The 21,128-nt window shown below is 35.3% G+C and carries 24 protein-coding genes; 4 read left to right on the forward strand and 20 right to left on the reverse strand.

Going from position 1 to position 21,128, the window contains the following annotated elements; all coding sequences use genetic code 11:
- Positions 1-91: 91 nt before the first annotated feature.
- Entirely contained in the window at positions 92-550 is a 459-nt protein-coding gene (locus tag C1631_RS05245) for a hypothetical protein (RefSeq protein ID WP_103250251.1), read from the reverse strand.
- Positions 551-957: 407 nt separating this feature from the next.
- On the opposite strand from C1631_RS05245, the gene C1631_RS05250 reads away from it, so the two are divergent.
- Positions 958-1,245 carry a GNAT family N-acetyltransferase gene (locus tag C1631_RS05250; protein ID WP_109710910.1) on the forward strand — a complete coding sequence of 96 codons (288 nt, stop codon included), beginning with the start codon at positions 958-960 and terminating at the stop codon, positions 1,243-1,245.
- On the opposite strand, the gene C1631_RS05255 is transcribed toward C1631_RS05250, so the two are convergent.
- The gene (locus C1631_RS05255; RefSeq protein WP_228441030.1) at positions 1,246-2,328 is read right to left on the reverse strand and encodes an MBL fold metallo-hydrolase; all 1,083 of its coding nucleotides are present in this window, start codon (positions 2,326-2,328) and stop codon (positions 1,246-1,248) included.
- Between the two features lie 192 nt (positions 2,329-2,520).
- Here C1631_RS05255 and C1631_RS05260 point away from each other — a divergent pair, with 192 nt between their 5' ends.
- Positions 2,521-4,059, forward strand: coding sequence for a S41 family peptidase (locus C1631_RS05260; RefSeq protein WP_109710914.1), 1,539 nt, complete (start codon positions 2,521-2,523; stop codon positions 4,057-4,059).
- Between the two features lie 728 nt (positions 4,060-4,787).
- On the opposite strand, the gene C1631_RS05265 is transcribed toward C1631_RS05260, so the two are convergent.
- From C1631_RS05265 to C1631_RS05275, 3 genes are all read right to left on the reverse strand, one after another.
- The gene (locus C1631_RS05265; RefSeq protein ID WP_228441035.1) at positions 4,788-5,606 is read right to left on the reverse strand and encodes a hypothetical protein; all 819 of its coding nucleotides are present in this window, start codon (positions 5,604-5,606) and stop codon (positions 4,788-4,790) included.
- Between the two features lie 6 nt (positions 5,607-5,612).
- On the reverse strand, positions 5,613-6,122 hold the full coding sequence (locus tag C1631_RS05270; RefSeq protein WP_109710916.1) for an RNA polymerase sigma factor: 510 nt from the start codon (positions 6,120-6,122) through the stop codon (positions 5,613-5,615).
- Positions 6,123-6,277: 155 nt separating this feature from the next.
- Complete coding sequence (locus tag C1631_RS05275) at positions 6,278-7,906, reverse strand: NADP-dependent glyceraldehyde-3-phosphate dehydrogenase (protein WP_103248605.1); 1,629 nt, start codon at positions 7,904-7,906, stop codon at positions 6,278-6,280.
- A gap of 167 nt (positions 7,907-8,073) precedes the next feature.
- On the opposite strand from C1631_RS05275, the gene tpx reads away from it, so the two are divergent.
- Complete coding sequence (gene tpx, locus C1631_RS05280) at positions 8,074-8,649, forward strand: thiol peroxidase (RefSeq protein WP_103248606.1); 576 nt, start codon at positions 8,074-8,076, stop codon at positions 8,647-8,649.
- 95 nt (positions 8,650-8,744) lie between these two features.
- On the opposite strand, the gene C1631_RS05285 is transcribed toward tpx, so the two are convergent.
- The 15 genes from C1631_RS05285 to C1631_RS05355 all read right to left on the reverse strand — a co-directional run bounded on the left by C1631_RS05285 (position 8,745) and on the right by C1631_RS05355 (position 19,998).
- On the reverse strand, positions 8,745-9,146 hold the full coding sequence (locus C1631_RS05285; RefSeq protein ID WP_109710918.1) for a cupin domain-containing protein: 402 nt from the start codon (positions 9,144-9,146) through the stop codon (positions 8,745-8,747).
- Positions 9,146-9,547: a cupin domain-containing protein gene (locus C1631_RS05290; RefSeq protein ID WP_165828235.1), complete on the reverse strand. Its 402-nt coding sequence runs from the start codon at positions 9,545-9,547 to the stop codon at positions 9,146-9,148. Before C1631_RS05290 ends, C1631_RS05285 begins: the two co-directional genes overlap by 1 nt.
- Position 9,548: 1 nt before the next feature.
- On the reverse strand, positions 9,549-9,938 hold the full coding sequence (locus C1631_RS05295; RefSeq protein ID WP_109710922.1) for a tautomerase family protein: 390 nt from the start codon (positions 9,936-9,938) through the stop codon (positions 9,549-9,551).
- 42 nt (positions 9,939-9,980) lie between these two features.
- Complete coding sequence (locus C1631_RS05300) at positions 9,981-10,526, reverse strand: Crp/Fnr family transcriptional regulator (RefSeq protein ID WP_109710924.1); 546 nt, start codon at positions 10,524-10,526, stop codon at positions 9,981-9,983.
- 60 nt (positions 10,527-10,586) lie between these two features.
- Complete coding sequence (locus C1631_RS05305; protein ID WP_109710926.1) at positions 10,587-11,192, reverse strand: hypothetical protein; 606 nt, start codon at positions 11,190-11,192, stop codon at positions 10,587-10,589.
- A 112-nt stretch (positions 11,193-11,304) separates the two neighbouring features.
- Positions 11,305-12,081, reverse strand: coding sequence for an NAD-binding protein (locus tag C1631_RS05310; protein ID WP_109710928.1), 777 nt, complete (start codon positions 12,079-12,081; stop codon positions 11,305-11,307).
- Between the two features lie 62 nt (positions 12,082-12,143).
- Positions 12,144-12,710: a SusC/RagA family TonB-linked outer membrane protein gene (locus C1631_RS05315; protein ID WP_109710930.1), complete on the reverse strand. Its 567-nt coding sequence runs from the start codon at positions 12,708-12,710 to the stop codon at positions 12,144-12,146.
- Between the two features lie 77 nt (positions 12,711-12,787).
- A complete protein-coding gene (locus tag C1631_RS05320; RefSeq protein WP_103248836.1) occupies positions 12,788-13,723 on the reverse strand; it encodes a tetratricopeptide repeat protein in 936 nt (311 codons plus the stop codon).
- A gap of 95 nt (positions 13,724-13,818) precedes the next feature.
- The gene (locus C1631_RS05325; RefSeq protein ID WP_109710932.1) at positions 13,819-14,586 is read right to left on the reverse strand and encodes an MBL fold metallo-hydrolase; all 768 of its coding nucleotides are present in this window, start codon (positions 14,584-14,586) and stop codon (positions 13,819-13,821) included.
- 108 nt (positions 14,587-14,694) lie between these two features.
- Positions 14,695-15,237 carry a Crp/Fnr family transcriptional regulator gene (locus C1631_RS05330; RefSeq protein WP_103248834.1) on the reverse strand — a complete coding sequence of 181 codons (543 nt, stop codon included), beginning with the start codon at positions 15,235-15,237 and terminating at the stop codon, positions 14,695-14,697.
- A gap of 15 nt (positions 15,238-15,252) precedes the next feature.
- Positions 15,253-17,238 (reverse strand): urocanate hydratase, encoded by a 1,986-nt coding sequence (hutU, locus tag C1631_RS05335; RefSeq protein ID WP_109710934.1) that lies wholly within the window; start codon positions 17,236-17,238, stop codon positions 15,253-15,255.
- 248 nt (positions 17,239-17,486) lie between these two features.
- Positions 17,487-17,780 (reverse strand): hypothetical protein, encoded by a 294-nt coding sequence (locus C1631_RS05340; protein ID WP_103249237.1) that lies wholly within the window; start codon positions 17,778-17,780, stop codon positions 17,487-17,489.
- A gap of 51 nt (positions 17,781-17,831) precedes the next feature.
- Entirely contained in the window at positions 17,832-18,815 is a 984-nt protein-coding gene (locus tag C1631_RS05345) for a 2-hydroxyacid dehydrogenase (RefSeq protein WP_103249238.1), read from the reverse strand.
- A 71-nt stretch (positions 18,816-18,886) separates the two neighbouring features.
- Positions 18,887-19,150, reverse strand: coding sequence for a prevent-host-death protein (locus C1631_RS05350; RefSeq protein WP_103249239.1), 264 nt, complete (start codon positions 19,148-19,150; stop codon positions 18,887-18,889).
- 197 nt (positions 19,151-19,347) lie between these two features.
- The gene (locus C1631_RS05355; protein ID WP_103249240.1) at positions 19,348-19,998 is read right to left on the reverse strand and encodes a protein-L-isoaspartate(D-aspartate) O-methyltransferase; all 651 of its coding nucleotides are present in this window, start codon (positions 19,996-19,998) and stop codon (positions 19,348-19,350) included.
- 124 nt (positions 19,999-20,122) lie between these two features.
- Here C1631_RS05355 and C1631_RS05360 point away from each other — a divergent pair, with 124 nt between their 5' ends.
- A complete protein-coding gene (locus tag C1631_RS05360) occupies positions 20,123-21,085 on the forward strand; it encodes a Gfo/Idh/MocA family protein (RefSeq protein ID WP_109710936.1) in 963 nt (320 codons plus the stop codon).
- Positions 21,086-21,128: the final 43 nt, after the last annotated feature.

The raw sequence follows: 21,128 nt of genomic DNA on the forward strand, positions 1-21,128 counted from the left end.
TCTTTATCAACCTCTCCCATTTCATAACAAAAAAATGACCGACAAAAGCTGCCGGCCACTTAAAAATTGAATATATATAGTTGATAATGGTCTAATCCCAGTCACCATCATGGCCATGGCCATGATTTTTATATCTTTTTTTATAGTATTTTTCCTGATTTTTATAATACTTATCTTGCTGTTTGCGGTATTTTTTATAATCCTTCTTACTTACATTGTAAACGATAACAGGGTTTTGGCCTCTGTAATATCTTTTCTTGAACTGTATATATTTTTCCCGTCCAAGTATTCTTTCCAGCTCTGAATACCGATCATTTCTCCATCTTCCCGGATCCACTACATATACTCTGTTCCATGTGTCATAATCACGATATCTGCTGTTTAGATTATTAATCTGATTGGCTTGTGTTGTAGAGAGCAAAAGATCAGCAATCACAGTTTGCCAGTTAACATCAGAGATACTTCTTCGATATTCATTATAATAATTTGACTGAGCATAGCTTAGGCTGAATGTTCCAATCAACAATGCGGTTAATAATAACTTTTTCATTTCATTCCACTTTAAATTAAACACCATGGCATAGACAATTAGAGTGCCAATTATTGATCTGAATTACTAATATCTGTTAAAAAAAATCATAAACCATTGATTATCTTTAAAATATTTTCTATATTTTAACACAATCAACAGATTTTAATTACGGAAAGAATTTGAGTTATTAGCCTGTTTATTTTATTAAACACTTTTTTAGGATGAAAAGAATACCAAGGTGTATCTAACAAAGTTTATCTTTTATCTTTTATCTTTTATCTTTTATCTTTTATCTTTTATTATTATAAAATTCGTTAAGATTCTTAAAAACTATTATTTCATATCATTAAAATTTGTAATTTTAAGAGAAAGAATGTTTTTAGAAAACTCTTTACACTTTTTTAATCAACCAAATCTCAATAATTATGGAAAATATAAAATTTAAAGTATCTCCATATCAGGACGAATTGCAGTTACTTATCGATGGGGAAAAAGCAGGCTACATGTCCATAGAGGTTGACGGAAGGCTGCTGATCGTGTATTACACAAAACTTGACGAAGAGCGTGAAGGTAAAGGCTATGCTAAATTGCTGCTGGATGAATTGGTTCGTTATGCAGAGGAAAAAGATTTGCTTGTAGATCCGGAATGTGATTTTGTCCGACAACAATTTGAAAATCATCCCAGAAGATATAAAGATATCTGGCATGCCTGATCAATCTTCCCACCAGATGTCAAACTGCTGATCCGAGTGGTTGAGATTCACGACCTGTCCAATCATAGGAGTAAGAATATGCAGGCCTCTTTTTTTCCCGAGACTTGTCACCTTTTGTAAGGGCTCATTCCATGGATGGAGTGCCAGTGCAAATTTGGAAGAATGAACCGGAAGAACTGTTTTAGCTTTAAGATCTACACTTGCCTGAATAACATCTTCCGGCAACGTATGAATATATCTCCATGCCTCTCCATATTGCCCGTTCTCAAGAATCGCGTAATCAAAGGGGCCATATTCATCCCCGATCATTTTAAAATGTGAATCATAACCACTGTCTCCACCCAAAAACATTTTTTTTGTGGGGGTCTCCAGTACATAAGATGTCCATAGTGTATCATTTTGTTTCAATCGTCGGCCTGAAAAATGCCTTGCCGGAGTAAAAGTAATGTTTATCTGATTTTTTAATTCAATATTTGCCCCCCATTCTTCTTCAATAAGTTGATCTTCACTATATCCCCATCTTTCAAAATGTGCACCTACTCCAAGTGGAACGATCACTTTTCCGGTTCGGTTTTTAATGGATTTTACGGTGGGATAATCCAAATGGTCAAAATGATCATGAGTGATAATCAGATAATCCAGATCCGGAAGATCTTCAGGTTTAAAAATATCTGAACCTTCAAAAGCCTTATTAAAATATTTAAAAGGTGAGCCATATGAGCTCAGCACAGGATCAATCAGAAATGAGACACCATCAGTCTGCAAATAGTACGATGAATGTCCCAGCCAGATAAAAACATCTGTATTTTTATCTATACTTTTTAAATGGGTATGCATGGAAGGAATTGCTTTCAAAGGCTTTAACAAGGGATCCTTTTTACCTAAAAAGAAATCATAGGTAACTTTTGACATTTTATATCCTTCGGCAATCGATGGAGTATGACTGATATTCTGAAACTTTTTATCTCTATACAGTTTAGACTGCCGGATACGATTCAATCTTTTTCCTTTGGGTGTTGCCCCAAACACCTTCATATTGATCACCATAAAGAAAGTAACCGTCAAAACAACAAGCGTTGTCATAATCCAATAAACCATTTTGTCATAAAATAAGCATCAAATGTATTGACTTTTGCTTTTAAATGAAAATAAGAAGTCATTGACCGCAATTTTTTAACTAAATTTATTATGTTTTTCAGAAAATTTATCACTCATTTAAGTGGTGATTAACTTTAAACTCTTTATTTTAGCAGCTTAAAAAAACTCAAAAGTACATTGAAAAATTATTCGGTTATATTTCTTCTTGCTATGCTTTCATCGTGTGCATCCATTAGAAAACATAATGAACAGCGGGCTTCATGTATTCCCCCGGAACAACTTAAAGAGGATATAGACTATGCATATTTAAAACTAAAACAAATGCATCCGCAACTGTATTGGTATATTCCCAAGCAGGAATTGGAACGTAAGTTTGACAGTCTTAAGCAGACGATCAATGAACCTCTTACCCCTCTTCAGTTTTATTTCAAATTACAACCTGTCATTGCAGGGATTCGTGAAGGGCATCTTTCTTTAAGAATTCCACGAAAAAGATTTACCAAAAAGGAAATAAAAAAATTAGAACATAAGACGGGATTGTTTAGCCGTTTTGAATATTATATAGCTGATAATCGTATGTATATTATTCAAAACAGAGATTCTATTGAAAATATTCAACCCGGGACTGAAATTTTATCCATTAACAGTACTCCGGTTTCGGATTATATAAAAAAATACAAGAACCTGATCAGCAGTGATGGATATAACACAACCTTCCAACCTTATTTTTTGAAGGATCTGTTTTTTAATTATTATACAGCGGAACATGGTCTTTCAGATAAGGCAACTATAGAAACTCTTTATAACGGTGAAAAGAAAACATTAACTCTAAGAAGAGAGATCAAATCAGATACCGACCTTGAAAAGGACAAGGAAATGAAGAAAAGGACGCCTGAAAAGAAAATGAACGATTATGTAGCAGCCAGTAATTCTTACAACCGAAGTTTTAAGTTTTTGGATAAAGACAGTACTATTGCCTATATAAAGGTGAAAAGTTTTTCCCGTGAATACTCTGATGAGTTTTATAAAAAGTCATTTTCAAAAATTAAAGACGCTAAATCAAGCTACCTGATTATAGATGTTCGGAATAACTATGGAGGTTCTCTTTATGAAATCAACAATCTTTATTCTTACCTTGCCAATGAACCTTTTACCCTGATAAAACCATCTCAGGTTACTTCCAGGGATATTCCTTTGCGAACCAACTACTTCAGAAAAAGCAGCGCTTTAGAATTTGCGTTTAAAAGTATTGCCTACCCAAGCTATTTTTTTGCTCAGGCTTTCAGTACCTACAAAAAGGATGGCAAAGTCTTCTATAAAATGAAGGCAGACAAACCTACAAAACCTAATAAAGAAGCATTCCAGGGACGGGTTTTTGTTCTGATCAACGGGGGAAGTTTCTCTGCATCATCGATCATTACAGCAAAGCTTAAAAATGATAAGAGAGCAACACTGGTTGGTGAAGAAACAGGAGGAGCCAATGATGGAACAGTAGCAGGATTTTATTCTTATCAAAAGCTTCCCAATTCTGAAATAAAATTTCCGATCGGCTTGCTACTCGTACAACCTAACATTAATTTCTCGGATTCAAAGAAGGGAGTTGTCCCGGATGTGGTTGTTAAAGAAAGTATACAGGATATTATTGAAAGAAAAGATCCACAGCTGGATTGGATCAGGAACGAAATTGCAAAAGAAAAAGAACATAAAGATCAATAATATAAGGTTTCGGCGGGCTTTCAGCCCGCCGAAACTATTGTAACGTCAGATTTCCGATTTACGGAAGAGAGAAATCATGGAAGGCCTAAAGAACAACTTTTCATCTGTTTTTCATCTATCTTAAATAAAATCAATTGTGTAACTGACCATCAGTAATTAGAACTGATAATAACTTTCAGCCCTTCTCTTATGGCTTCCAGCCTGTTATGCTTAACTCTCTTACCCCGAACTCAGGTTATTTTTTATATGATATACACTTATTTACAAACTATATGAAGGCAGATTTACTCCGAGAGAAAATAAAAAACCCGGCAGAAAAATACTGCCAGGCTTTCATCGTGTTTTTTAAGTGGTGTTCAATGACTATTTTCCTAGGATAGTTATTGTCTGAAATAATTTCATTTGTGGTTTTACCTTTAATCAATTAAGAAAAATTGATATTATTCTCAGTTAGTAGAAAAAAAGTAAAAATGTTACATATTTTTATAAAAAAACAGACAGAATAATTTCTATCGGTTTTCTTTCTGTTATTTCGGAAGACCTTTTTCAATTGAATATCCAAAATAATACAGATAATATGGGTGTGAACTCGTCTGTACATTAATTAGTCTTATGCTAATCATACAGTTAGTATTGAAAGTAGAGAAATGTTACCTATTGATGATCATTTTAATCAATTATTATTCAAATGGCTGATGTATTGAAAATAATGTCTGCCTAAGATCATATTAATTTAATCTTTCTAAAGCCCTCTGTAAGGTAACAATATTGATAAAATCCAGTTTAGCACCAATAATGATAATGATGAGCAAAATCACTGTTAGGAAAAGGATAATAAAAATGTACATGGAAATAAACCATATAACAGTATTCAGAATATTTCCTTTAATTCCCAATTTATTCATGAAAAATTTTTGAGAACGTTCAAACCATGTTTTTTTCCTTATTGCTTTTGGTCGTATTTCAATCCCATTAAGTTCATCTACCAGTTCCACTATATCATCTATATATCTTCCGTACATATAATAAATCCAATATTTTATGACGAAGCAGACCAGCAAAAGAGTAATCAAAAGACTGATTCCAAAAATAGCCAGATTATATTCCATATCAAAATGAAAATTAATCTTAATAAGACATAACAGGAAAGCAAGAGGAATATAGGAAATATAGTATGAAATATAAATTTCTTTTGATATTAAGAGCTGTGTCTTAAGATTAAACAAATCGTAATTGGTGTTGATACTATTTTTTCTAAGCAACTTATAGAGCTTTAGAAAACGAGAGTAAAAATAGACGACGAAAGCTAGTGTTAAAATGGTGACAAATGTCGATATAATCTTAATATTGGCATCCGGAGATGCAAATGGGAAACCGGTTAAAAGCAATGGCAATGTAACAATCATGAGCCAAAATTCCGTTTCCATATTGATTTTTAACATCTGTAACGGAGAATGTATCTCTCGTTGTTTATCTAAAGAAATTTCAGGGGGATCCTGCCCTGCATCTTTATTCCAAAGTTCTTTAAAATTTTCTAAGTTCATCATTAATGTTTAATTTGAATCTGTTCTCTGTTTTGCAATGATCTCTTTAAGCTTAGCTTTTGCCCTTTTCAATTTTACTCTGGCATTGACTTCAGAAATTCCCAGCTGACGGGCAATTTCTTTTCCCGGAAAATCTTCGAGGAAAAAGAAAATCAGAGCTTTGTCAATAGGGCTCAATTGATGAATGGCTTCATACATAAGCTTCATATTTACATCATCAGTATCATTGTAGGGTTCTTGCTGGGAACTCAACCCGTCAATATTCTGATTTTGTATAAAACTACGCTTTTTTTCACTTCGCAAAAAAACAATTGCTGTATTGAGCGCAGTTCTGTATAACCATGTTGAGAAATCACTCCTCTTTTGGAAACCATCATATGATTTCCAGGACTGATAAATAATCTCCTGGTAGAGATCATTCTGATCGTCTTTATTATCCATATACATTTTAGAGATCTTGAAAATAACACCTTTATGTTTTTCAATTTTCTCTAAAAATTCTTTTTCGGGTGAAGACATGGGCTTATACACTAATCCTTTAGTAATATTTTCATGAAAATACTACTATACAATACAAAAACTAAAATTCCAGCCTTCAAGTTAAAAAATCCTTAAAAAACAAAGAAGTTTATTAAGGATTTTTATTTTATGTTAAGTTCAGTTTAAGATTAAGACTAAAAAATATAGTCGGTGCTTAAAAAGTTAGAATCATGCTCTCGGACGATGGTATTTAATAATTTAGTGTTCGAATCGGTAAGTTTTGCGGCTACCAGAGATCTGATAGAAAATGAACGGAGGGCATCAAAAACAGAAAGTGTTCCTTCTGCACTATCCTTTCTTCCTGTAAATGGAAATACATCAGGCCCACGTTGTGCCTGACAGTTGATATTGACACGGCTGACAAGGTTCACAAACGGATCTATCAATCTGGAAACTTCCAACGGATCTTCACTAAAGATACTTACCTGCATCCCATGCGAGGCATTCACCTGATATTCAATGGGTTCTTCAATATCCTCAAACGGAACTACGGGAATCACCGGACCAAACTGTTCTTCATGATACAGTTTCATATCACTGTTCACCGGATACACCACTGCAGGAAAAACAAAAGACTCTTCTGTAAAGCCCCCATCTCTGTTTAAAACTGCTGCTCCCTTGCTCGTGGCATCATCAATACATTCTTTTAAATAAGGAGGTTTATTTACTTCCGGAAGTGGAGTTACCTTTACATCTTTCTCCCATGGTAATCCAGCCTTCAGAGCAGAAACAGCTTCACTTAATTTAGCGGTAAATTCTGCTGCAATTTCCTTTTGAACAAAAATCAGCTTTAATGCAGTACAACGCTGCCCGTTAAAGGAAAGTGCTCCCAAAATACATTCACTCACGGCCACATCCAAATTGGCATTTTTGGTTACAATGGCAGCATTCTTGGCATCCAGACTTAAGATCGCTCTCAGACGATTCACTTTGGGATGTAGTTTTTTCAACCCATTGGCCACTTTGCTTGAACCGATAAATGCCAAAACATTTACTTTTCCACTTTCCATAATCGGGGTGATAATTTCTGAACCTTTTCCATACAAAGTATTGACAGTTCCTTTTGGAAAAGCTTCTTTGAATGCTGCCAATAAGGGATAATGCGCCAATACCCCATGTTTTGGCAATTTAAATAAAATCGTATTTCCCATGATCAATGCAGGAATCAATGTGGTAAAGATTTCGTTTAATGGATAATTGAATGGTCCCATGCTCAGAACGACTCCCAGCGGAGCTCTTCTGATCTGTGCAATAGTTCCTTCTGCCTGCTGGAATCGGGAAGATTCCCTATCCAGATCCTTCAGGGCATCTATCGTCTGGTTGATATAGTCTACAGTACGGTCAAATTCCTTGGTAGAATCAGCCAGTGTTTTTCCAATTTCCCACATCAGCAATTTAATAATCAGATCGCGCTGCTGGATCATCAGATATACAAACTTCTGCATGCATTGTATCCTGCCTTCTACCGACATCGTTGGCCATTCACCAAGACCGTTGTCATATGCTTTTACACAAGCTTCCAGAACATCCATTGCTTCTTCAGGACCAATATTCGGAATGCTTCCCAGAAGTTTTCTTTCCAATCCGTTTTCTGTGCGAATGCAAACGGGAGAATAGATATTTTGTGTTTCTCCTCTCCACTCTACCAGCTCACCATTCAGGAGGTAGACTTTCTGATGGATTTCGGGAATTCTATATTCTTCGGGGATATCATTTTCACTTTTAAAAATATCATGAAGTGAAAAGTTGTTTACTGAACTCATAAGTATATCTTTTAATAATTTGAATATGTTTTGAAGAATAAAGTTAGACGTAAAAATTGAGTTTAAGAATAGTGATTCAATAGATTCGCTCTATTTACAAGCTATTTGAATGAAATTTAATTCAGGTAACTGAAAAAAAGAATAATTTTGTTAAAAATAAAATTTCAATGTTTTCAAAAATAATTTTCAGTACACTGTTTCTGGTGTCGGCATTAGGCTTTGCCCAAAATACTAAGGCAACTCCTAACACGGTTCTAATGAGAGGAGAAACTGTACGTACGTATTCAAAACTACCGGCACTTAATAAACCGGCTCCCAAGTTTACCCTGACAGATGTTAATATGAATGATCAGACCCTTGAATCTTACAAAGGGAGATATGTTATTCTCAATATCTTTCCAAGTGTCGATACGGGTGTTTGCTCGGCATCTGTTCATCATTTTAATGAAGATGCAGCTAATCTTCCCAATACGGTAGTGCTTTGCATTTCCAAGGACCTGCCATTTGCTCAAAAAAGATTTTGTGGTGCTGAAGGGATCAAAAATGTTGTAATGCTTTCAGATTTCCGTTCTGACTTTGGATGGAATTATGGAGTGGAAATGATTGATTCTTCAATGAAAGGTCTTCTCAGCAGGGCTGTTGTAGTGATTGATCCTTCAGGAAAAATCATCTACGAAGAGCAGGTACCTGACATCTCACAGGAACCGAATTATGAGGCAGCTATTGCAGCAGTGAAAATGTAAGTTTTAGCGTAACATACAAAGTCTCCGGCGATCGAAGATCGCCGGAGACTTTAATAATAAAAGGTGATCAAAATGATTACACTGAGCCTATGCCATCAATGGGTTAGTTCAATAGATTTTTCATTTGATTCCTTTAAATAAGTTGCCACAAATTTTGCTGAATTATTTGCATCCACATTCTCAAAACACAGAATTTTTCGATCTTTTGGCTCATAAAAAACATCACCTGCATTTAAAATTTCAGCATCTTCCCCATCCATTTGAAATAGAATTTTGCCAGAAATAACGATACCCACTACCGGACAAGGATGATAATGTACAGGCGCTCCCTGATTGGCATCTAAAATGATTTCCTGCATTTCCACTTTATGCAAATAACCATCGATTATGATATTTTGCAAATCCTTTCTTTTTATATTGACTTCTTGCGCCTTACAACCTGAAAAAAATATACCTACGAATACAACAACGGCTGTTATAATTTTGGGGGTTCTCATTATTCTTCATTAATAAATGGTACGAAATGTCTATCGCCCTGACTATGGCTTTTGGGTGCACTCGCTAAAATCTGAAGTACTCCGGTTCCTGTATTGGTAATCTGATGTACAATATAGGGTTCTATCGAAAAAGTATCTCCGGTTTCAACATTCTGGACACAGTGATCCATAATTTTTCCATTCTCAAATTGGGCTGTTAACATTTTTGCCTTGCCTTTCAGAATGTAATATATCTCAATTTTTTCTTTATGATAATGGGCCGGTAATGTTCTACCTTTCTTTAATTCTACCATAAAAAAAGCATTTTGCTCATCCCCTGTAAGGAAAATCACTTTTTGATTCATCATTTGGTCTTCTGCATTATTTTCCAACACTTGTTCTGCATTTACAATTTCTACCATACTATATATGATTAAAGGTTTGGATCTCACCATTGCCAAATGACCAGTTTTCTTTTGAGTTCTCCAGTAAAGTAATGATTATATTTTGTGGATCTATTCCGGTGGATGTGGAGATTTTTAAAACTATATTCTTATAAAGGTTCTGTTTTTGCTCCTTGCTTCTGCCCATCACTGCAATAATTTGAATAAACAAAATTCCCTGATCATGTTTTATTCCCAGATATTGGCTGGGGAAAAATAGCTGCGAGGGATTCACTCTCTCCATGATGTGAAAATAATCATCATCAGGAATATTAAAATCTTCTATTAATGCTGAATGAACAGCCCGGGAAATTTGATTACATTCTTCCCCGGAATAGTTTTCGGATAAAGTTATTCTTACTAAAGGCATTGTATTGTTATTTTATTACAATGCAAAATTCAGCAGAAATAATTACTTTTGATCTTGATGTAGATCAAGACTTTTAATTCTCGATAGCGTTTCAGGACGAATTTTAAGATAAGAAGCTATAAGATGTTGAGGGAAATCCTGCTCCAAATGAGCTCTTTCATGTATTAATGCCCAATAACGTTCTCTGGCCTTTAATTTAATTAATGAAGTTTCTTTAAAACACTTATTAATAAATAATTCGTCTGACACTTCTTTAAATACCAAAGCCCATTCCTGAGATTGCATCAATTCGCTGTAGGTTTTCTTTTCAATTACATAAATTTCTGTATCCGAATACGCTTTTATATAAGCAGGTGACGGAATCTCAGTTAAAAAGCTTCTATAGGATGTTACAATAGATTGCTTGTTATACAATTCATTGACAATCACATTGGCATCCGAATCTTCAAAATAAGAATACAGAGTCCCACTTTTTACAATACCTAAATGATTACAAACCTCATTCTCTTTCACAAAATAATCATTCCGCTTTAAAGCCACTGTATGACTGATGTCTATTATTTTTTGTAAAGTTTCGGATGAAAGCATAAGATGATCAATATGGGATACAATTTATTCAAAAATTAAATATCATTATAAAATTTATTGTTATTTCTTCATCTTCTTTTTAGTGGTAATGATAACGACTCCTCCTCTCGCCTTTTCAGCAAATATCTCAAATGCTTTCTCTCCTTTTAACACCTGAACTTTTTTAATCAAACCGGGCTTAAGGGACTTTACCTTCTCATAACTGAATATTTTCCCGTTGATGACATATAGTGGTTGGTATGTAGCAGTCCCGATTGACGGAGCACCTCCTATGGTATATGTACGATTGATAATGGTGTCCTGTGTAACGGGAGGAAAGGAAACAACTTTTCCTATCATTATTTCTTGTTTTACAACGTCATTTCTGGGGATACATTGTTGGGCATCAACCGTTATCATTCCTCCTGTTGTAAGAACAAAACCAACAGCAAACTTTACAAAAAGAGAGTTGATGAAAGAGTAATGCAGTTCCCTGTTAAGTTGCGAAGTTCTAAAATTACCACAGATACTTTCTGAAGAGTTTGAAAATGCATCTATAATCTCATCATCATGAGCTTCTCTGAAATCTCTGACTGTTTTAGAGCATACAGTACAGAATCTTCCTTTTTCTTCAGGAGTCATCGCCTCCCATTTCTCATTGCATGGTTGAGGTACAGTAATCTTCATAGAATCTTTTTATATAAAGATGCAGCAACGACCGAAAAGGTTGGAAAAGGCTATTAAAAATGTATTCATTATACAATAAAACCTGCCTCACAGCAGGTTTTTATTTAAATCTTTATTCAGAAATATGGGTAAGATGAAAATACCGCGGATCCGGATATTGAAATTCAAAATTCAGATCTGCAATTAATCTGGCCGGTGAAATGGTTCTGCCTTCAGCAGTACGCTCTCCGGAATAAGGCAGATCTTTTTGGGCATTGATTATTTCTTCTTTATTAGGATGAACAGGAGCCACCACATTATATACTTTGGACTGAGATTGATTATCCAGCATCTTTTCAACAACTGAACAAATATCAGCATAATGAATATGATTAACCAGCAGCTCCAAATTTGAAATATTATAATTCTTTAAAAGTCGCTGATCTCCCATTAATCCGGCTAATCTCAGAATATTGACCTGAGGAAATGTATTTTTTATAACGCTTTCACTTGGAACATTATCTGCAGATTTGTCATCTTCTGTAAATTCTTTTTCGTCATTCGGATATACCCCTGTAGAACTCATCAGATAAACCTGACCTTTATAATCTCCAAGAAAGGATATCAAATTGTGAGCTCTATCATGTAAAGGAATTTCTGCACCTCTTATCCCTGAAAAAGGAACTGTAATAATCACGGCATCTAATTGTTGCGCAATATCCCATTTCATAATGGTTTCTGATATATCATGGTCCGGAAAGTCAACTTGTGTCACATGGTATCCTTTATCAGACAGGTCTTTTATTTTAGATTCTGAAGTAGTAGTGGCAAAAATTTCATATTGACCGGATAATCTCTCCGCAATATGACCACCCAACCAACCACATCCTATTATTCCAATTTTTTTCATCCTTAAAGGTATAAAACTTATCTCAGAATATCAATGATAAGCTTTTATATAGATTCAATGTTCTACTTTTTACTTTCAATAATAATGATTCCATTTTGCCCCAGTTTTCCATAAAGTTTCACTGCTCCTTCACCGGAAAGAACTTTGATCCTCTTGACTTTATCGCCATCTATTTTTTTCATCTTTTCTTCGGAAATCCTTTTACCATCTAATAATATCACCGGTTGCGTAGATTCAATATCTTCTTTTGTAGGCATTCCCAGCCACATCGTTTTATGTAAGGTTTTGTTGATAACCTCAACTCCATCGATTCCTTTTTTAAAGTCCATTTTTTTAACTTCTTCTCCTTTTAATTCCTGCCCGTTAACGGTTGTTAAAGCTCCGCCTACAGCCAATAAACTCACAGCAATTTTACCCGTTAATGAAAAATTCAAATTTCTTCCCAACTGATCACCTCTGAATCTCCCACAGATATTTTCATCAGAACCAAGACTATTGACTAATTCTTCGTCTGAAAAATCAGTAAAGTCATGAATCGTTTTGGAACACGCCGCACAAAATCTTCCTTGTTCATCAATTGTCATATTCTCCCAATTTTCCTGGCAGGGATTTGATATGGTAATTTTCATAGAATGTCTTTTTATATATAGATGCAGTAAAGGAGAAAAAGGTTGGAAAGACTTTACATTTTTTGCTCCTCATACAACTATTTAAGCAGTAAAAATATTTTTTTTCTGAAAATAAAAACCAATAAACATGAAAACATAAATGCGCAAACAGATATCAACATTTCTATCAGATGAAATCTTCTCAAAGGATTGGTATGAAACTTTGCTTCTTTAATTAGTTTTTTTTCAACTTGCCTATCTATAGGTATTGGATGTAAATTGATTCTTTCTTTTAAAAGTGGATCTTTAAAGCCATACTCCTTTGCTTTTTCATAATCTTCCATAGCTTCTTCTTTATCTCCATACAGATAAGAAACATTTCCTAAATCAAATAAAAGCTGAGCAACAATTTTGTCGACTGGTTTCACAAAAGTCATCCTTTCATTTAATTGATAATACAATTGCTCTCTAAGAGAATGCAATTGTTTTTTATTTAAAGTTGATACCGGAATTTTCGTATTCCCAAAATCGTGGTTAATTAAAAACTGAGAGGTAATATATTGATCACCTTTAATTTTCGCTTTTAAAATATTAGCATGAATCCATTCTGAACCATAATGGGAGTCAGGCATAATTTCTATCGCTTTCTCAATCCAGTACAAAGCTTTTTCATTATTGCCCATCAGCTCATAAGCTGTTCCTATATTTGACGCTGTGGAATATCTGTCAGGGTCTGATTTTTCAATTTTGTTGTAAAGTTCAATTGCCTCCTGATATTTCCCTTGTATAATTAATATCAAACCTTTATCTGAAAGGAAATTCAAATTTTTAGTTTCATGATATCCTTTTTCCAGTGACAATAGAACCTCACTTAATCTTTTATTGTCTCCGAATTGATGTCCATGAGGGACAAAACCATCATAATCTTCATAAAGAATTGTTCCGTCTTCAAGTTTTAGGGTTTCTCCATTCAGACAAGCAAAAACGGGAATTGATATTATCCCGAGAATAAGGCCGAACATTTTTTTTCTCATACATTTAATCGCTTCGTTAGCTATAGTTTTTGGGGATTAAAAATAAAAAAACTTTGTCATATACTATAACAAAGTTTTTCCTGAAAATTTTTAAATCAACTATAACCTTCCGTCAACATCTCTCCATCCTTTAAAATCAAATACCCTTGCCCCACTTCCTCAGAAGTTTTCCGCAGGTCCCCATCATCAAACAATTGTGGAATATAACATTTTTTATGGGCAAATAACCCATAATGAATAGGAACCAGATATCTGGCATGCAATAAATGGGCTGCGGCAAAGGCTTCTTTAAGGTTGAGAGAAGCCGGAACCGGGCTGTATTCCAGGCCGATGATCTCAAAGTTGACAACGACTCCGTTGACGGGTAAAAATGCGTAATCAATATTAGGATTTTCCTTTCCCAACTTCCAGAATTGGTTGTGCCATATTGTATCACCCCCGTGAAAAACTTTAGTACTTTCATCCTCCACAATCCAGGAAGACTGGATCTCTCCAACACCATCCATCGCAAAAACCGGTTTAAAAGTAATATTGTGTTCAGTAAAGATTTCATTCAAATCCAAGACGATCATCTCAACCTCACCTGCATATTTTCTGACAAAAGATTCCAATCCTGAGTAAACAATAAGTTTACCGTCTTTCTTCAGGCACTTTTTGATTACTCCCTGGTCAAAGTGATCTAGGTGCAGATGGGTAAACAGAATATAATCTGCACGTATTTCTTCTGAAAATTCAATGAGGTTTTCTACGGCATCCCCAAGGACAGGTTTATAATAAGAGAAATCTTCTACGGCATCAATTAAGATAATTTTATCTTGAGAAATAAGTTTTATTCCTGCCCAGTTTAACTTTTGTATTTCCATATTTTCTTTTTTAGCAAAGGAAAAAACTTATGGAAAGTCAAACAATAAACAAAAGATAATAAATAAAGGTTGGAAGTTGGAGGTCAGAAGATGGAAGTTACGCTTATCTCAGGAAATTCGTTTTCTGATCCTGCTTAAAGAAATAGGGGTAATTCCGATATAAGAAGCCAGATATTTCAACGGGATATTTTGAATATAGTGAGGTTTGTGATTCAAAAGGTATTTGTATAAATCTTGTGGTGTATTTTTAAGCAAAAGCATTTCACGCTTCATCGCAGCATTTAGTTTTCTGCTTAAATAATAGTTTTGAACAAAGCGGCATTGTGGATTAACGAAAAACATTTCTTTAACCTCTTCCAATGTAATTTCCCATGCCAGGCCATTACTTATAGCTTCATAAATACCTTCAGAATCTGTTTCTCCAACAGTAAAAATATCACCGGGAAAGTAAAAATCTGCACATATTTCTGTCTCAATATCTGAAGAATGATTGATATAATATTTACGGACAAGCCCATCTTCAACAAGATAGGCTTTATCGTCCGGAAATTTATTTTTCTTTGAAAACTGAACTTCAGCAAATTTTTCCCATACGGGATCATTATCCTCTACATTGAGGTGTGAAAATATTGCTTTATTAATATTGTTCAAAGCTTCCTTTTTATATTACAGTAAATTTTCATCTACAAGGTTAGGAAGTGTCACTTTCAGATTCGGTTCCACTTCCATCGCTCTTTTAATGGCAAAAATAGCACCTTCATTTCTGGCCCAGCTTCTTCTGGAAATACCGTTATTGACATCCCAAAAAAGCATCGACTTCAGCCTTCTGTCAGCATCAGCACTTCCGTCCAGTAACATCCCGAAACCTCCGTTGATGACTTCTCCCCAGCCTACTCCACCACCATTATGAATGGATACCCAGGTTGCCCCGCGGAAGCTGTCACCAATCACATTATGAATGGCCATATCTGCAGTAAATCTCGATCCGTCATAGATGTTGGAAGTCTCTCTGTAAGGAGAATCTGTTCCGGATACATCGTGATGATCCCTTCCCAGAACTACAGGGCCTATTTCTCCATTTTTAATGGCATTATTGAAAGCTTCAGCAATTCTCATTCTTCCTTCGGCATCAGCATAAAGGATTCTTGCCTGTGAACCCACAACCAGCTTGTTTTCCTGTGCACCTTTGATCCACTGGATATTATCTTTCATCTGCTGCTGAATCTCTTCAGGAGCACTTTTGATCATCTCTTCAAGTACTGCACAGGCAATATCATCTGTTTTCTGAAGATCTTCCGGCTTTCCACTTGTACAAACCCAACGAAACGGCCCAAAACCATAATCAAAACACATAGGTCCCATAATATCCTGAACATAACTTGGATATTTGAATTCTCTTCCTAATGTAGGATTATCCGCCATCACATCAGCTCCTGCTCTGGAAGCTTCCAGTAAGAAAGCATTTCCATAATCAAAGAAATAGGTTCCTTTTTCTGTATGTTTATTGATAGCAGCCGCATGCCTTCTCAATGTTTCCTGAACTTTTTCTTTGAATAATTCAGGATCCTCAGCCATCATTGTATTCGATTCTTCAAAACTTTGTCCCGCAGGATAATAGCCCCCCGCCCATGGATTATGAAGAGAAGTCTGGTCAGATCCGATATCTATTCTCAGGTTTTCCTGATCAAATTTCTCCCAGACTTCTACAATGTTTCCAAGGTAAGCCAGAGAAACAGTTTCTTTATTTTCCTGTGCTTCTCTTACTCTTTTTACCAATTCATCAAGACTTTCATGGATCTCATTCACCCATTTCTGATCGTGACGTATTTTTGTAATCTTCGGATTTACTTCAGCACATACCGTAACACACCCAGCAATATTTCCTGCTTTTGGCTGTGCACCACTCATTCCTCCTAATCCTGAAGTCACAAAAAGACCTCCTTTTGGTTCTTTATTTATTTTTCTGAAAGCATTCAGTACCGTAATGGTAGTCCCGTGAACAATTCCTTGCGGACCAATATACATATAACTTCCTGCCGTCATCTGCCCATATTGAGTCACCCCAAGAGCGTTGAATTTTTCCCAGTCATCCGGTTTTGAATAATTCGGAATCATCATTCCGTTGGTTACAACAACTCTTGGAGCATCTTTATGGGAAGGGAATAATCCCATCGGATGTCCGGAATACATCACCAACGTTTGTTCATCACTCATTTCGGATAAATATTTCATCGTCAGCAGATATTGTGCCCAGTTGGAAAAAACCGCACCGTTTCCACCATAGGTAATCAGCTCATGAGGGTGCTGGGCAACAGCATAATCCAGGTTATTCTGAATCATCAGCATAATGGCTTTTGCCTGCTCGGATTTCCCCGGATAATCAGTGATTGATCTTGCTTTCATCTCATAATCCGGACGAAAACGATACATATAAATTCTTCCGTAGTCTTCCAGTTCCTGTTTAAATTCAGGAATTAACTCGGCATGAAACTGAGGATCAAAATAACGTAAAGCATTCTTTAATGCCAGTTTTTTTTCTTCTTCCCCTAAAATCTCCTTACGTTTCGGAGCATGGTTGATATTTGTTTCATATGGTTTCGCCAGTGGCAGCTGAGTAGGAATTCCCTGTTGGATTTGTTCTTGAAATGTCATATTGCTATTTAAAGTTCTATGTTTAAACAATTTTTTATGTTTTAAAGATATTCAAATTATAAAATATAGGCAAGTAGAGGTGAAAAGCGAATTTGTTTATTTTAAATTATCAATCTGAATTTATTATTTAATACTAAATTTGAATTTTGGAGGGTAATTTCTTCTTAGGGACTTGGATTATCATTTCAAAAAAATAAAACCTCACTGAAGCTCAGTAAGGTTCATATTGTAAATATCTGTTCAAAGTTTCAGGTTAAAACATCATCATTTTCCTCCTCATGATCGTCATCATTATCACTTAAGCTCCAATAATTATTTTCTTCATCTTCTGCTCCTATTTCTTCCATCTCATCATCATCTTCTGCTCCCGGGATATCCAGGCCTTTATCAATTTTATCATCATTTGCATCTTCATCAAAGATCGGGTTTCCGTCTCCATCCAGTGAGATGTGTTTTTCTCTTTTAAATAGATCTTCATTGGGATTATAATCCATTTGTTCTAATCTCCTGTTTTGCTCATTAATATTTTTTTCTGGTGCCATAATGTTGAGATTTTAGGTTTATACAGAAAGAACAAAAATAATTCCAACTTATTATGATAAATGAGAATAAACTTCAGGGTTGGCGCAATAAGGCATTTTCTCACCTTTTGAAAAAGCAACCAGATTTTCTGCAGCGAGTCTCGCCATACCATTCCTGGCTTCCATAGTGGCAGAACCGATATGGGGTAAAATACATACATTCGAAAGTTCCAGAATAGGATTATCGGAAGACATCGGTTCAGGATTGGTTACATCAAGCCCTGCCCCCCAGATCTGTTTTGAGATCAGAGCTTCATAAAGATCGTTCTCATTCTGGAAGCCACCTCTTGCCGTATTGATAAAAATAGCATTCGACTTCATTTTTTTAAAAACAGCCTGATTGAAAAGTTCTTTATGTTCAGGCGTAAAGCTGGCATGAACACTCAATACATCCGAACCGGCAATTAAATTCTCAAAGGAAACATATGTCGCTCCCAGCTCTTTCTCCGCTTCTTCATTGCGATGACGGTTGTGATAGATGATATCCATATCAAAAGCATTACGAGATTTTTTAGCCATTTCAAAACCTATTCTTCCCAACCCAAAAATCCCGAGTGTTTTACCATATAATTCCTGTCCTAATGCGTGTAATGGATCAAAACTTCCCCAATTTCCATCTTTTACTTTCTGAAAATTATAACTTGCCCTTCTTGCCACGGCCTGCATCAGTAAAAATGCTACATCTGAAGTGGCTCTGCTTAAAACGTCAGGAGTATTTCCTATGGGAATTTTTCTTATGACTGCCTCTTTGATATCAACATGATCAAAGCCTACCGAATACAGAGCAATTGTTTTGATATTCGGACATTCGTCAAAGAATTCTTTATTGTACTTAAAATCGTTTCCGATGCTTAGGAGGGCATCCACATTTTTACAATACTTCAGCCATTCTTTATGGGATAGAATTTCATTTTCCGGAAATATTACTTCCAGTCCTCCTTCTTTCAATATATTGAGCCCTATTTCAGGAATCATTTTATTCACAAAAACTTTCATTGTACTATTGATTGATTTAAACAAAAAACCTTACTCTGTCAAAAGTAAGGTTCTAACTTTAATATTAAAAATTATTTCTCTTCATCCAAATGTCTTCTTTGTTGATCCCAGGCTTCAGAAGCCATCTCCTGAATTTCTTCCCAGACTTCTTTTGCCGACTTTTGAGCATGGCTCATAAATCCTTGCTTCGTGGCTTCCTGATCTTTCTTTTTCATCTCACTGAGACAATCTTTTACCTGCTGAGAATAGCTTTCGGCATGATATCCAGGATTATTTTGTAAGTTCTTCTGAACGTTACTAAAATCGTGTGATGACTTGAATCTATTCGTATCCATAATAATAAGATTTTAAGTGGTTGATCTCCTAATGAAGTTCAATTTCCATTCCGAAACAGGTATAAAAAATTATTAAAAAAGATAAAATTTATTAATTATATAAATCACATACATCTTATTTCTGAACTCTTTAGGTTACTTCATTGTTCAAAAACTTTTGGGACTTTTTAGTAAAATATGTCCTGTAAAATGAAACTTTATTGATTGGTACTTCCCAGCATGGGAACAAATTTATAGGCTCCGAATTCTTCTTTTTCAAATTCTGTAGGTCCTATTTTGGTAAATCTGAACAGTACCTGCTCGTCAGTAGGCCCCAATGGAATCACCATTTTCCCTCCTATGTTCAGCTGTTTCAATAATTCTGTAGGTAATGTTGAAGCACCACAGGTCACTATAATTTTATCGAAGGGAGCAAATGTCGGCAATCCTGCAAAACCATCTCCAAAGCTTTGAAATTTTGGAAACAAATGCATCTCCCTTAGTTTCTTTTTAGAAAAATCAAAAAGATCTTTTTGTCTTTCAACCGTGTATACATGTGCTTTCATCGCCAGTAAAACGGCAGTCTGATATCCACACCCGGTTCCTATTTCCAGTATTTTTTCTCCTGCTTTTACCTGCAGTAATTCAGACTGTTCCGCCACCGTGGAGGGATGCGAAATGGTCTGATGTGCCAGAATCGGGAACGCCCGGTCTTCGTAGGCAAAATCTTCAAAAATACTTTCGATAAAAAGGTGTCTCGGAACTTCACTCATTGCCTGAAGTACATTCTCATCCGAAATTCCAATTCTGTGTCGAAGATATTCAACTAAAATCTTTCTTTTTCCTTTATGTACAAACGAATCATGCATCTGGCAAAAGTAAGAAATTAGATTTGAGATTTAAGGGATCCATGAAAAGAATTATCCACAAAAAGTAATTTCTGACCTTTGGAATCTAACTTCTTTCTTATCTTTACAAAAATTTAATACAGCTATGTTAAAAGCAGGTTTGGTAGGTGCCGGACACTTGGGAAAAATACACTTAAAACTTCTTAATCAATCAGATAGATATGAACTTGTAGGTTTCCACGATAAAGATGTTGAAAACGGAAAAAAATTAGAAGCCGAATTCGGATATAAATATTTTGAGAATTTTGATGAATTGCTGGATCAGATCGATATGCTGGACATTGTCACTCCCACAATCTATCACTATGATTATGCTTTAAAAGCCATAGAGAAAAAACTTCATTTTTTCATTGAAAAACCAGTAACGCAAACCCTTGAGCAGGCAGAAGAAATTTTAAGACTTTGCCAGGAAAACGGGATCAAAGCACAGGTAGGTCATGTGGAAAGGTACAATCCGGCTTTTATTGCGACTAAAGATTATATCAAAAATCCAATGTTCATTGAAATTCACAGGCTGGCAGAGTTCAATCCTCGTGGAACGGATGTTTCTGTGGTATTGGACCTTATGATTCATGATCTTGACATCTTGTTGAGTATGACAAGGTCTAAAGTTAAGGATATTCATGCAAGCGGAGTTTGTGTGGTAAGCAAAACACCGGATATTGCCAATGCGAGAATTGAATTTGAAAACGGATGTGTAGCAAACCTTACCACTTCCAGAATTTCGATGAAAGCAATGAGAAAAAGCAGGTTCTTCCAGAAAGATGCCTATATCTCTGTTGACTTCCTTGAGAAAAAGGCTGAAGTGATCAGAATGAAGGATGCTCCCGAAACTCCTACTCCATTTGATATGATTATTGAAAATGCTGAGGGGGAAAAGAATCAGATCTTATTTGAATATCCGAATATTCAACCGAATAATGCCATTCTGGATGAACTTAATTCTTTTGCAGACGCCATTACTACGGACAGAAATGTAGAAGTTTCTCTTGAAGACGGTACAGAAGCCCTGAAAGTAGCATTAAAAATCATACAACTGATCAGCTAAAAAATGAATATAAAGCCTGTTATACATATTTTAACGGCTATTA

Origin of the sequence: Chryseobacterium phosphatilyticum, from assembly GCF_002899825.2 — a bacterium.
Lineage (GTDB): Bacteria > Bacteroidota > Bacteroidia > Flavobacteriales > Weeksellaceae > Chryseobacterium > Chryseobacterium phosphatilyticum.